The following is an 11,853-nucleotide window of genomic DNA, read 5'->3' on the forward strand; positions in this document are numbered from 1 at the left end:
CACCGTGGCCGAAGCCTTCATCGTCGATGCCGTCCGTACCCCTGTCGGCCGCCGCAACGGGGCGCTGAGCGGGGTTCACCCCGCCGACCTGGGCGCCCACGTGCTGCGTTCGCTCATCGCCCGCACCGGGATCGACCCCGGGGCCGTCGATGACGTCTTCTTCGGCTGCGTCGGCCAGATCGGCGCGCAGACGGGCAACATCGCCCGTACGTCATGGCTGGCCGCCGGGCTGCCCCAGCACGTGCCCGGCACCACCATCGACCGGCAGTGCGGCTCGTCGCAGCAGGCAGTCCACTTCGCCGCCCAGGCCGTCATGTCCGGCACCGCCGACCTCGTCGTCGCGGGCGGTGTCGAGGTCATGAGTCTGGTGCCCATCTCAAGCCCGGCCGTCCTGGGGGAGCGTGAGGGCATGGGCGCGCCGTACGACGGGGCGGGCTGGCGGGCTCGCTTCGGCGAGGAGGAGGTGTCGCAGTTCCGCGGCGCCGAGCTGATCGCGCGAAAGTGGGACGTCTCGCGGCTGGACATGGAGCGGTTCGCCCTGGACAGCCATCGGCGCGCGGTCGCGGCATGGTCGGACGGGGTTTTCGGCGAAGAGGTCGTGCCCGCGTTCGGCCTGGCGGCCGACGAGGGTCCGCGGGCCGACACCAGCTTGGCGAAGATGGCGGGGCTCAGGACCCTCAGCGAGGGCGGCCGGCTGACCGCCGCGGTGTCGAGCCAGATCTCGGACGGCGCCGCCGCGTTGCTCGTCGCCTCGCAGGAGGCGGTGCGCCGCTACGGGCTCACGCCGCTGGCGCGGGTCCACAGCATGGCCGTCGTCGGCTCAGACCCGATCTACATGCTCACCGGGCCCATCCCGGCCACCGAGAAGATCCTGGATCGTTCTGGTCTGTCCATCGGCGACATCGACCTGATCGAGATCAACGAGGCGTTCGCGTCGGTGGTGCTGGCCTGGCGTAAGGAGATCGGGGCGGCGCCCGAGCGGACCAACGCGTTCGGAGGAGCGATCGCGCTCGGCCATCCGCTGGGCGCCACCGGGGCGCGGCTGATGACGACCCTGGTGCACCAGCTGCGGCGCACCGGGGGACGGTACGGCCTGCAGACGATGTGCGAGGGCGGCGGCATGGCCAACGCCACGATCATCGAACGAATGTGATCAGCCGTGGACGGCGTTGAGGACGGCGGCGAGCCTCTCCGGCGCGCTGATCATCGCCATGTGCCCGGTGTCGAGATCGACGACCTCCGGGCGGAGCAGCGCGATGGACCGTTGCTGCAGCTCCTCGACGTAGCACAGGTCCCGCTTGAGGTGCACGTACGTGCGCGGGATCGCGCGCTGGTAGCCGCTCAGGTCCACGACCTCGCTCAGCAGTGCGCCCGAGTCGTCGATCAGCCGGTCCAGGGTCGCCGTGGTGGTCGCCTCGTCCATGTCGTCGCACAGGATCGCGGCGGCCCCCTCGCGGGTCTGGTGGTAGACGCCACCGGCGATGGACTGCTCGACCAGGTCCCGTACGCCCGGATCGATCTGGTCGAGCACCCGTGACCCGTCGGGAGGCACCACGGCCGACACGAGAACGACGTGCCGGATCCGCTCCGGCACGAGGTCCAGCACGCGTGGCACGGTGACTCCGGCGAAGGAGTGACCGACCAGCACGACGTCGCGCAGGTCCTTCGCCTCGATGTCCTCGCGGACGGCTTCGGCGCAGTCGGCGAGGGTGACCGTGCGCAGGTCGGCTCCGGCCCGCGTGCCACGGCCGGGAAGGTCGACGGCCAGCGCCTCGGCGTTCAGATGGGGGATCAGCTCGTCCCAGCAGTTCGCGCCGAAGCCGGCGCCATGGATGAGGACGAACGGCATGGGAGGCCTCCTCGTGGGTGATTACCAGCGAACCCTAATTGAATTCAGCTCTGGCGTACAGGGCCGCGCCTGCCGCACACTGCTGGTGAGCTCAAGTGAGTTCAGTTCAGGAAGCGATCGGGAAGGTGCGAGGTGGCCACATCTTGGCATCGACGGGTCTGGTCCGTCGTCCTCGCGGGCGTGCTCGCCGCGGTCCTGCTCGCCGGGGGCCAGGCCCCCGCGCGGGCCGACCGGCAGGCGCCCACTCCATGGCCGGGCGGGCGGTGGGAGCCGGGACCGGCCCGCTACGGCACCACGGTCGTCTCGGACGTTCCCGTCCGGATGGACGACGGCGTCACCCTGACGGCCACGGTCGCCTATCCGACGGATCCGGCGACCGGGCGGCGCGCCTCCGGCCGGTTCCCGGTCGCTTGACCGACAACCGGGACGTGCGAGCACCTTCGATGGGTAAGATGACGGGGAATGAGACTAGAACCGAGTTCAAGTCAGGTCGGCGGCAGAGGCCGGCCGGGCCGCGACGTTTCCCAGGCGGACAAATGGGGGGTGCGGTGATGAAGGCGGCGAAGATCGTCGAGCCGGACGAAAGCCCCCGTTCCAAGCGGCGGGCGATCCTGGCGGCCGCGGTCAAGAACTTCGGTAAGAACGGCTATGAGGCCACCAAGTGGTCGGTGGTCGCCGATCAGGTGGGGATCGGGCAGACCGCGCTCTATCACTACTTCGAGTCGAAGGCGCATTGCCTGCTCACGATCATGCGGCTTGAGCTCCAGCGTTCGCTGGAGATGTTCACGAAGGCGACCGCCGATCAGCCCGATCCGATGGAGGCATTGCGGGCGGCGGTGCGTTCGGCGTACGCGGTGTCCGAGCAGAATGTGCTGCAGATGCGGATCCTGCAGAACAACCTGGCCATTCTCGCGGTGCCCCGCAACTCCAAGAAGGAGGAGGCCGAGCGGCTCGCGGCCCGCGAACTCGTGCACGGCATCGAGCAGGCCTGGACCGAGCTGCTGGAACGCGGGATGGCCGAGGGAGTCTTCGCCCGTCGTGACGCGCACACGCTGGCCCTGAACATGCTCGGCATGATCGTGAGCGTCTGGCGCTGGTATCGCCCCAAGGGCCTGGTGACATTGTCCTCCGTGAGCGAGCTGACCGAAGACTGCTGCGTGCGGATGGTCGCGCCGTAGCGCTGGCCACAATGACCGGCACGACCTGCGCCGAAGGTCGTGCCGGTCGCTCTGTTCCGGCCCTGGCGCGAGTCGCGCGCCCGATGTTTCCTTTTCCGGGCATTCCGCTATTGCCCCATGGTGAGCGCGACGATACAGTCTCGTAAACTGAACTGAACTCAGTTGTGGGAGAACGTCATGCGCCTCCGTTCGACACACCTTCTCACCACCTGCGTCGCGGCCCTCGTCCTTGCCGTGGGCGCCTGCGGCGGGGGCGGCTCCAGCGCCGCGAGCGACAAAGAGATCAAGATCGGCGCCTGGTATCCCCTCACGGGTGCCGTGGCGGCCTCCGGCGTCCCGCAGCGCGCGGGCGCCGACGCGTACTTCAAGATGATCAACGACAAGGGCGGCGTCAACGGCCGCAAGATCAACTGGATCGTCAAGGACAACGCCTTCGACCCGCAGCAGACCGTCCAGATCGCCCGGGAGCTGATCGGCCAGGACAAGGTCGTGGCCATCGTCGCCGCCAACGGCACCGCGCAGGGCGAGGCGAGCTTCCCGTTCGTCCTGCAGCAGTCGAAGGTGCCGATCCTCAACGAGCTGGGCGGGGCCGCCACCTGGTACACGCCGCCGCGTCCCGGCCTGTTCGGCACCCAGACCCTCTATGAGGACCAGGCGGCGGCCCTGGCGGCCTGGGCGGGGGAGGACGGCGCGAAGAAGGTGCTGGTGGTGCACAGCGACCCCGCCGCGTTCGTCAACGTGGCCAAGCAGGTGGGGCCCGTCCTGCAGAAGGTCAGCCCGGGCAGCACCGCCGAACTGCTGTCGGTGAAGTTCCAGTCCACCGACTGGAGCCCGACGATCACACAGGTGAAGGCCAAGAAACCCGACGCGGTGATCGTCATCCTCGCCTCGCCGGAGGCCGCGGCCTTCCTCAAGGAGGCCAAGCTGCAGGGCCTGTCGGTGCCGATGTACGGGTACGCGCCCACCGCCGCGGCCTCCACGCTCACCCTCGCGGGGGATGCCGCCGAGGGCTTCAAGGCGGTGCAACTGGTCAAGGTGCCCAGCGACGAGGATCCGGCCGTCAAGGAGTTCCGCGACGCGATGGCCAAGTACGAGCCGAAACAGCCCGCGGACTTCATCGCCCTGTGGGGGTGGACTGCCGCCAAGGTGTTCGTCCAGATCGCGCAGACCGTCCAGGGTCCGGTCACCTCGCAGTCGCTCATCGCGGCCTACGAGAAGGCAGGCAACATCGACCCCGGCGTCGCGCCCGTCATGAACTTCAGCGCGGCCAACCACCTGGGCACCCGCGCGGTGCAGAAAGTGGTCGTGAAGGGCGGCCAGTTCGTCTCTGAGGGCGACTTCTTCACCCCGCCGGACCGCTGACACCAGGGAGGATGCACACATGGTGCTGCTTGAGTACATGGCCCGCATGGACGGCCAGAACCCGGAGAAGGCGCTCGAGTACGTGGAGCCGGACTTCCGTTTCCTGCTCGCCCTTCCCGGCGGACAGGTGAGCGGGCAGTCCAGGGAGGACTTCGCCCGCTACATCACCGGCCGCAAAGCGGTCGAACGGGTGCACAACGTCCTGCGCTCGGCGGTCGACGGCAACGTTGAGATGGTCTACGGGGTGGTGACCGAATCGGGCAGGCCCACCGGAGCATTCCACTCGGCCGCCGTGGTGTCGGCCAACGGGCGGATGCTGCGCTACCAGTCGTTCTTCACGACCTCGTTCGAGCTGCTGGACTGGCCGGCGGCGCCCGGATCGGAGTGATGACATGTACAACCTCGTGCTTCTGGCCGCGCGACCGCCGGAGTGGACCCACGATCGGTTCATCGCTTGGTGGCGGAATGAGCACGCGGAGCTCACCCGTCGGCTGCCGGGTCTGCGGGCATGGCGGCACACCGAGATAGAGGCGGCGCTGGAAAGCCGGTCCGAAGGCTGGGACGGGATGTCGGTGCTGAGCTTCGACAGCCCGGAAGATCTCCGGAAGGCTCTGGACAGCCCCGAGTGGGCGGCGGCGGTCGCCCAGGTCGGCGACATGAGGGGCCGCCGGATCGCAGTGATGGGGACCGAGCTGGAGATGTTCACGAGCTGATGGTGGAGGGGCCGAATGCGGCAACTGGTGAGTGAGTTCCGGCGTCGGGCCGAGGAGTCGGACTTCGTCGCCGTCATCGACGATTCGGGCGAGCACACGGCGCGGGACCTGCTCGCCCGCGCCACGCGGCTCGCCGAATCCCTGGGCGGCGGCGCCGGGACCGTCCTCCTGCAGGCCGACAACTCCTGGCGGACCGTCGCGGCGAGCCTGGCCGTGGGGATGAACGGTGGCGTGCTGGCGGTGGTCAATCGCCACACCACCGCCGCCGAGTTCGCCGCGGCCTTCGAGGACATCCGGCCCGACGCCGTGGTGGCCGAACCGTCCGCTCTCGCGGAGTGGTCCGTGCCCGCGGCCGGGAGCGTCTGGGACGGCTGGGGGGTGTGGTCGGACGACGGGCCGCGGGACGTCTCGCGGTGGTCCGGTGGCTCGCTGATCGGGCTGACCTCCGGCTCGACGGGGCGGCCCAAGGGAGTGGTCCAGTCCGAGGACGCCCTGCGCTACGCCTGCTCGCGCACCATCGCCGTCAACGGCCTGAGCCAAGGGGACGCGGTCGCGGCGCTCGTGCCGCTGTCCTCGACCGCGGCGTACTGCTTCGGCGTCTTCATGGCTTTGACGCTGGCCGGCCCGCTGGTGTTGTGGAGCAGGTGGGACCCCGCCACGGCGCTGACCCGGATGGCCGCGACGCAGGTGCGGTGGACCATGTGCGTGCCGACCATGGCGCTCCAACTCGGCGCCACCGCCGCCGGGTCGCGGGCGCTCCAGGGCGTGCGTTCGATGACCGTCGGCGGCGGTCCGATGGACGTCGGGGCTCTCGCCCGTGCCGAGGAGTCGCTGGGCACCAGGATCCTGCGGGTGTTCGGGATGTCGGAGTGCCTGGGCCACACCTCGCCGTCGCCGGAGGAGCCGGTGGAGATCCGGCTCGGCCGTGACGGGCGCCCGTTCCCCGGCACCGAGCTGCGGATGGTCGGCCCGGACGGCCGCCAGGTGCCACGGGGCGAGGTCGGCCGGGCCCAGGTGCGCGGGCCGTCGCTGTTCCTGGGGTACGCGCACGAGGGCAGGCCGGAGCCGCCGGCGCTCACCGCGGACGGGTTCTTCCCCACCGGTGACCTCATGATGGTCAACGACGACGGGACCGTCAGCGTCATGGGCCGCGAGAAGGACGTGATCATCCGTGGCGGCCGCAACATCGACGTCACCGAAGTGGAGCGCGCCGTCGCTACCCATCCCGGCGTCTGGCAGGTCTGCGTGGTGCCGGTCCCCGACGAGATCCTCGGCGAACGGGTGGCCGCGCTGGTCACCCTCACCGACGGAGACGGGATCGGGCTCGACGAGATCACCCGGCATCTGCGGAGCGTCGGACTCTCCAAGACCAAGTGGCCCGAGCTGGTGTTCGCCGTCGACGCGCTGCCGCAGACCACGGTCGGCAAGATCTCCCGGGCAGGCGCCCGCGACTTAGCGCGTGACCTGCTCGCCCGCCTGCCCGGCCCGGCGGGCAAGGCGGAGGCGTGACGGCGCCGGCCCGGAGCGGCCAGTGGGCCGAGGCCGGAACGGAGACGATCCGGCCCGGCGTGCACCGCGTCCCGCTGCCGCTTCCCGGAGACGGTCTGCGCGCCGTCAACGTCTACCTGCTCGAAGAGGACGACGGCATCGTCATGATCGACGGCGGCTGGGCCCTGCCCGAATCCCGTCGTGTCCTTGAGCAGGCCATGGCGTCGCTGGGGCACGACCTCGGCCGGATCACGAAAATCTTCGTCACCCACATCCATCGCGACCACTACACGCAGGCGGTGGCGTTGCGCCGGCTCCTGGGGTCGCGGGTGTATCTCGGCGCCGGCGAGCGACCCGGCCTGGACGCGCTGGGCGAGGTGCGCAGCAACGTGCCGGTCACCTCCCTGGAAGTGCTCCGCCACGGCGGCGCGGGCGACCTCGCCGACCGGCTCTCCCGCCTGGACTTCGGCCGCTTCACCGAAAGCGACTGGGAGGCGCCGGACGGCTGGATCGGCGCGGGCGTCCTCGACCTCGACCGCAGGAGCCTGCGCGTCATCCCCACGCCCGGCCACACCAGAGGGCACGTGGTGTACCTGGACGAGGCGGCCGGCCTGCTGTTCTCCGGTGACCACGTGCTGCCGCACATCACGCCGTCCATCGGCTTCGAGCTCGGCGACCCCGGATTTCCGCTGGCGGACTATCTCGCCTCGCTGCGGCTGATGACCTGCTTCGCCGACGCGCGACTGCTGCCCGCGCATGGCCCGGTCACCGGGAGCGCGCACGCTCGCGTCGCCGAACTGCTGACCCACCACGATGTACGGCTGGCGCAGGCGCTGCGGGTCCTTGGCGACCAGACGCTGAACGCGTACGCGGTGGCGCGGCGGTTGACCTGGACCCGGCGCGAGGTGTCGTTCGCGAGCCTGGACGACTTCAACCAGATGCTCGCGGTCAACGAGACGGTCGCGCACCTCGACGTGCTCGCGGCGCGCGGACAGGTGATCGTCACGGTCGACGGCGGCGTGAGCGAGTACACGCGCGTGGACGGCGGCGCGGAGTAATCGACCGCGCCGCCGTGCGGTCCCGGGACACAGCGGGTGGTGCGGCCGCTGCGCGGTCCCGGGGCTCAGCGGGCGGTGTAGCCGCCGTCGACGTACAGCTCGGAGCCGGTGACGAAGCTCGACTCGTCGCAGGCCAGGAAGAGCGCGGCGTTCGCGACCTCGTCGGTTAGGCCCAGCCGCCCCATAGGTGTGTTGTCGATCATCAGGTCAAGCCGGGGCGTTCCCCGCCAGAGCTTGCGTGACAGCGGGGTCTCGATGAATCCCGGATGCAGCGAATTGACCCTGACCCCACGCTTCGCCCAGTGCAGCGCCGCGTTCTTGGTCATCAGCCGGACCGCGCCCTTGGCGGCGTGGTAGGAGAACTGGCCGCCGAATCCGCCGATGGTGCCGAATATCGACGAGACGTTGACGATCGACCCCCCGCCGGAACGCTCGATCACCGGGCCGGCGTGCTTCATCCCGAGCCAGACCCCGCGCTGGGTGACCGCGACGACGGCTTCCCACGTCTCCAGCGTCTCCGTCTCCACGTCCGTCATCTTGGCGATGCCGGCGTTGTTGACCAGCACGGAGATGCCGCCGAGCCGTTCGGCCACCTCGTTCACGACCGCTTCCCAGGCACCCTCGTCGGTGACGTCGAGGCCGAGGCCGATGGCCCGTCCGCCCGCCTTCGTGAGCTGTTCGGCGGCCTCCTCACAGCGTTCGACGTCCACATCGGTGATCACGACCGTCGCGTCCTCCTCGGCGAACCGCCGGACGACGGCCTCCCCGATCCCGCCGGTCGCGCCGGTCACCAGTGCCACGCGGCCGGACAGTCGAGCTCTCACGGCGATCTCCTCTGTCGATCTCAATGCGAAACCTCCGTCCCTCAGACCGTGAACCGGCCGCCGTTGCTGAGCAGCACGGCGCCCACCATGTTCGACGCGCCGGGGGAGGCGAGGTACAGGATGTTGTCCGCCAGCTCCTCGGGGGAGGCGTACCCGATCGGCCCGGAGGCCGCCATCGCCTGCCGGACGGCCGCCGGGGTGCGCGCCGCCATGGGGGTGTCCACTGGACCCGGCGCGACGACGTTGACCCGTACACCGAACGCCGCCGCCTCCTTGGCCACCGACTGCGCGAGCGCGTGCACGCCCGCCTTGGACGCGGCGTAGTGGGCGTAACCCGCCAGCGTGTCGAAGGCCGCCGACGACCCCACCATGACGACGGCGCCGCGACCGGCCGGGATCATCGCGCGCACCGCCGCTCGCAGGACATGGAACGACCCGTCGAGATTGATCGCCATGACCCGGCGCCACTGTTCGTCCTCCAGGTGCCGGAACACGTCAAGGGGCTCGCCCGACTGCTGGGCGGCCAGGATCCGCTCCTTGGCGCGTGGATCGTCGACCCCCGCGGTGTTCACGACGACGTCCAGCCGGCCGTGTGCCGCGACGATCCGTTCGACCTGCGCCTCCACGTCGGCGGCGACGGTGACGTCCAGGGCGGCCGGGCGGCCGGACCTGGTCGTGGCGGCCACCGTACGCGCTCCGACCTCGTTGACGTCGGCCGCATAGACCGCGGCGCACCGCTCGCGATCGAGCTGCCGCACGACCGCGGCTCCGATCCCGGACCCACCTCCGGTGACCAGCGCGACCGCCCCATCGAACCTGCTCGTGTCACTCACTGGTCGCTCATGGGGAAGGCTATTTCGGGCGTACGGCAGATCAGCAGCCGCCGGCACTTACCTGAGGCAGGGTCCACGAGCGCGGTCACGTTGAATGACGCCTCGAACCGTCCGTCCCGCGTCACCGTCCCCAACCCCAGCTCGACATCGCCGACGGCCGTGGCCCGGACCAGGTGATGGACCAGCGCGTTCTTCTCACGCTGCGCGAGATAGCCGACCAGACCCTCACGGTCGCCGCGGAACTCGGCGGTCTGCCCGCCGCCTTTGGAGAACACCACGGACATCTCGAAGTCGTCAGTGATCTTCGTGAGCACGCGTTCGGGCTCGTCGGAGTCCATCGTGGCGAACCACGCGTCGAGCAGGGGGGTGTCGGTGGTCATGGGGCTCCTCCTAGGCGTCTGCTTGGCGTCTTCTAGGCGTCGGCGGTGGTGTTGGTGGCTGCGCCGGTGGCGGTTTTGCCGGTTGTCTCGGTGGCCGTGTGGGCGGCGGTCAGGCCGAAGACGAGAGCCGCGGCGACGCCGCCCGCGTACGCGCGGTTCCACAAACCGCCGACGTCCGACCCCGCCGCGAGGAGCCCGCCGATCGGTTCGCCGTCCTCGCCCAGGACGCGGGCGCGGTCGTCGACGCGCACGCCGTGGAACGGGAACGTGATGGCCGGCACCGCCTCGATGACGTAGTACGGCGGCTCGTCGAGTGGCAGGCGGTCCAGCTCGCGGCCGGGCCGCAGGTCGAGCCCCGCCGAGGCGCGCTCGTTGAAGAGCTCGACGCCGTCGCGGACGGCCTTGCCGTGGTAGCCCCATTCCTCCGGCAGGAAGGCCAGTTCGTCCAGGTCCTGGGCGAGTCCGACGCGACCGCCTCGCCTGCTCGCCAGGGCGAACTTGTCGACGGCGACGGCGCCCTCGACATAGGAGCCGACGATCCAGTCGCGGAACACCCGGGCGTCGGCGACGAGCAGGCCGCGGCTTCCGGGCTGCTCCAGCAACGCCATGGTGGTGAGGTGATCGCCCAGCGTCTCGTCCGTGAACCGTTCGTTGTTCAGGTTGAACAGGAGCGCGTGCTCGCTGTAGTACAGCGACAGGTCGACGAAGTCCGCCGGATCGGCGAAGGAGATGCCGCTGGGGATGAGGTGACCGTAGAAGCCGGCGTCCTCGTGACCGGTGGCCGCGCCGGCCTGCGTGGCCAGGCGGTAGCCGCCGCCACGGCTGTGTGGATTCGAGCGCAGCTCCATACGGTCGGCTCGCGGGTGCACATGGGTGGTACGGAGCGCGAGGTCGCCCTGGAACCCGCCGGTCGCGACGAGCGTCGAGCGAGCCCGCACCATTCTGCGCGCGCCGTCGGCCGACCTCAGCTCCGCCCCCGCCACGACTCCGTTCTCCGTCACCAGACGTTCGGTGTCGGTGTCGAGCAGCAGTTCGCCGCCGCCTTGGAGGATGAGCCGGCGGCAGGTGTCAAGGTAGTGGTTGGTGTCGAACCGATGCCCGCGGCCGAAGCTGAGAATTGCCTGCTCGTCCCCGGCCTCGACGCCGATGGAGCGGATCCATGAGACGCCGTCGGCGAACCGGTCCACCAGGGCGCGTTTCAGTGCGGCCTCTCCGCGCGGATTGTGCTGATCCATGATCTCGTGGCTGGGAGCGGTCCACGCGTACCCGGCGAAGCGCGCCGATCCGCCGACATCGCCGCCGATCTCGGCGATCAACACCGACAGACCGTCGCGCACGGCTCGCGCACCAGCCGTCAGCCCAGCCATCCCGGCGCCGATGATCAGCAGATCGACGGCTTCTGCTTCTGCGCGCACGCGACTCTCCTCCATCGGTCCCTGCTGCTCAGCGGACTGCCAGGCGTCTCGCGTGCCACAATAGACCAAACTCAATTCAATTCAAGAGCAGGTCCTCCGGCGCCGACGAGACGGAGGGCGAACTCGCTGTACTGCCACACGACGGCGTCCTCGCCGTGCTCGCCGTCTTCGCGATACCAGGCCGCCAAGCCCATGCCGAGGTCGAGGATCGCGTACGACGCCAACCGCGCCGATGCCACGGCGAAGACCCCCTGTCGCGATCCCGCCTGTACGAGATCACGAAACCGGGTCTCGTACTCGGCGCGAAGCTCCAGCACGCGCCCGCGATGCGGTTCGGTGAGGCTGCGGATCTCCCGGTTGCCGACGAACGCCTCAAGCCGGTGCCGGGCGTGATAGCGGACGTGAGCCTCGGTCGCCCGCCGCAGGCGCTCGACGGGGTCGGTCGTGGTCGCGACCGCCGCGCGGTTGGCGGCGAGCAGTTCGCGCATCGTCGCCTTCATGATCTGGGCGAGCAACTCCTGCTTGGAGGCGACGTGCTTGTACAGGCTGGGCGCGCGCATTCCCACCGCTTCGCCGATGTCGGCCATCGTGGTGGCCTCGTATCCCTTGCCGGCGAACAACTCCAGCGCCACCGAACGAATGTGCTCGACCCGGTCCACATCGACTCCTCGGCTAACGTTAATTAGCTGCAATGATGGCGCATTTCCGCCCCCAGGGGCTACGGTTCGGCTAACGCTCATTAGCCAGATGGGA

14 protein-coding genes are annotated in these 11,853 nt (G+C 69.9%); 8 read left to right on the forward strand and 6 right to left on the reverse strand.

Going from position 1 to position 11,853, the window contains the following annotated elements; translation table 11 throughout:
* The first annotated feature begins 4 nt into the window (after positions 1-4).
* Positions 5-1,153: an acetyl-CoA C-acetyltransferase gene (locus tag AB0C30_RS56115; protein ID WP_357960727.1), complete on the forward strand. Its 1,149-nt coding sequence runs from the start codon at positions 5-7 to the stop codon at positions 1,151-1,153.
* On the opposite strand, the gene AB0C30_RS56120 is transcribed toward AB0C30_RS56115, so the two are convergent.
* The gene (locus tag AB0C30_RS56120) at positions 1,154-1,849 is read right to left on the reverse strand and encodes an alpha/beta fold hydrolase (protein ID WP_357960730.1); all 696 of its coding nucleotides are present in this window, start codon (positions 1,847-1,849) and stop codon (positions 1,154-1,156) included.
* A gap of 132 nt (positions 1,850-1,981) precedes the next feature.
* On the opposite strand from AB0C30_RS56120, the gene AB0C30_RS56125 reads away from it, so the two are divergent.
* The 7 genes from AB0C30_RS56125 to AB0C30_RS56155 all read left to right on the forward strand — a co-directional run bounded on the left by AB0C30_RS56125 (position 1,982) and on the right by AB0C30_RS56155 (position 7,648).
* Positions 1,982-2,263, forward strand: a complete 282-nt coding sequence (locus AB0C30_RS56125) for a hypothetical protein (RefSeq protein ID WP_357960733.1) — start codon at positions 1,982-1,984, stop codon at positions 2,261-2,263.
* A 137-nt stretch (positions 2,264-2,400) separates the two neighbouring features.
* Positions 2,401-3,027: a TetR/AcrR family transcriptional regulator gene (locus tag AB0C30_RS56130; RefSeq protein WP_357960736.1), complete on the forward strand. Its 627-nt coding sequence runs from the start codon at positions 2,401-2,403 to the stop codon at positions 3,025-3,027.
* A gap of 177 nt (positions 3,028-3,204) precedes the next feature.
* Positions 3,205-4,389, forward strand: a complete 1,185-nt coding sequence (locus AB0C30_RS56135) for an ABC transporter substrate-binding protein (RefSeq protein ID WP_357960739.1) — start codon at positions 3,205-3,207, stop codon at positions 4,387-4,389.
* A gap of 19 nt (positions 4,390-4,408) precedes the next feature.
* A complete protein-coding gene (locus tag AB0C30_RS56140; RefSeq protein WP_357960742.1) occupies positions 4,409-4,777 on the forward strand; it encodes a hypothetical protein in 369 nt (122 codons plus the stop codon).
* Between the two features lie 4 nt (positions 4,778-4,781).
* Positions 4,782-5,102, forward strand: a complete 321-nt coding sequence (locus tag AB0C30_RS56145) for an EthD family reductase (protein ID WP_357960744.1) — start codon at positions 4,782-4,784, stop codon at positions 5,100-5,102.
* Positions 5,103-5,117: 15 nt separating this feature from the next.
* Positions 5,118-6,611 carry a class I adenylate-forming enzyme family protein gene (locus AB0C30_RS56150; RefSeq protein ID WP_357960748.1) on the forward strand — a complete coding sequence of 498 codons (1,494 nt, stop codon included), beginning with the start codon at positions 5,118-5,120 and terminating at the stop codon, positions 6,609-6,611.
* Complete coding sequence (locus tag AB0C30_RS56155) at positions 6,608-7,648, forward strand: MBL fold metallo-hydrolase (protein ID WP_357960752.1); 1,041 nt, start codon at positions 6,608-6,610, stop codon at positions 7,646-7,648. Before AB0C30_RS56150 ends, AB0C30_RS56155 begins: the two co-directional genes overlap by 4 nt.
* A gap of 65 nt (positions 7,649-7,713) precedes the next feature.
* Here AB0C30_RS56155 and AB0C30_RS56160 read toward each other — a convergent pair whose 3' ends face one another.
* The 5 genes from AB0C30_RS56160 to AB0C30_RS56180 all read right to left on the reverse strand — a co-directional run bounded on the left by AB0C30_RS56160 (position 7,714) and on the right by AB0C30_RS56180 (position 11,759).
* On the reverse strand, positions 7,714-8,472 hold the full coding sequence (locus AB0C30_RS56160; protein ID WP_357960755.1) for an SDR family NAD(P)-dependent oxidoreductase: 759 nt from the start codon (positions 8,470-8,472) through the stop codon (positions 7,714-7,716).
* Positions 8,473-8,513: 41 nt separating this feature from the next.
* Positions 8,514-9,305 carry an SDR family NAD(P)-dependent oxidoreductase gene (locus AB0C30_RS56165; protein ID WP_357960758.1) on the reverse strand — a complete coding sequence of 264 codons (792 nt, stop codon included), beginning with the start codon at positions 9,303-9,305 and terminating at the stop codon, positions 8,514-8,516.
* Positions 9,302-9,685, reverse strand: a complete 384-nt coding sequence (locus AB0C30_RS56170; protein ID WP_357960761.1) for a hypothetical protein — start codon at positions 9,683-9,685, stop codon at positions 9,302-9,304. The genes AB0C30_RS56165 and AB0C30_RS56170 overlap by 4 nt, the downstream gene beginning before the upstream one ends.
* A 32-nt stretch (positions 9,686-9,717) precedes the next feature.
* Positions 9,718-11,100, reverse strand: a complete 1,383-nt coding sequence (locus AB0C30_RS56175; RefSeq protein ID WP_357960763.1) for an FAD-binding protein — start codon at positions 11,098-11,100, stop codon at positions 9,718-9,720.
* 71 nt (positions 11,101-11,171) lie between these two features.
* Complete coding sequence (locus AB0C30_RS56180) at positions 11,172-11,759, reverse strand: TetR/AcrR family transcriptional regulator (RefSeq protein WP_357960766.1); 588 nt, start codon at positions 11,757-11,759, stop codon at positions 11,172-11,174.
* Positions 11,760-11,853: the final 94 nt, after the last annotated feature.

The organism is Nonomuraea sp. NPDC048901 (assembly GCF_040649695.1).
In the GTDB taxonomy this organism is placed as follows: Bacteria; Actinomycetota; Actinomycetes; order Streptosporangiales; family Streptosporangiaceae; genus Nonomuraea.

Excerpts from the sequence above, each read along its gene's own strand:
- AB0C30_RS56120 (WP_357960730.1), bottom strand. The coding sequence starts at position 1,849 with ATGCCGTTCGTCCTCATCCATGGCGCCGGCTTCGGCGCGAACTGCTGG.
- AB0C30_RS56130 (WP_357960736.1), top strand. The coding sequence starts at position 2,401 with ATGAAGGCGGCGAAGATCGTCGAGCCGGACGAAAGCCCCCGTTCCAAG.
- AB0C30_RS56135 (WP_357960739.1), top strand. The coding sequence starts at position 3,205 with ATGCGCCTCCGTTCGACACACCTTCTCACCACCTGCGTCGCGGCCCTC.
- AB0C30_RS56140 (WP_357960742.1), top strand. The coding sequence starts at position 4,409 with ATGGTGCTGCTTGAGTACATGGCCCGCATGGACGGCCAGAACCCGGAG.
- AB0C30_RS56145 (WP_357960744.1), top strand. The coding sequence starts at position 4,782 with ATGTACAACCTCGTGCTTCTGGCCGCGCGACCGCCGGAGTGGACCCAC.
- AB0C30_RS56150 (WP_357960748.1), top strand. The coding sequence starts at position 5,118 with ATGCGGCAACTGGTGAGTGAGTTCCGGCGTCGGGCCGAGGAGTCGGAC.
- AB0C30_RS56170 (WP_357960761.1), bottom strand. The coding sequence starts at position 9,685 with ATGACCACCGACACCCCCCTGCTCGACGCGTGGTTCGCCACGATGGAC.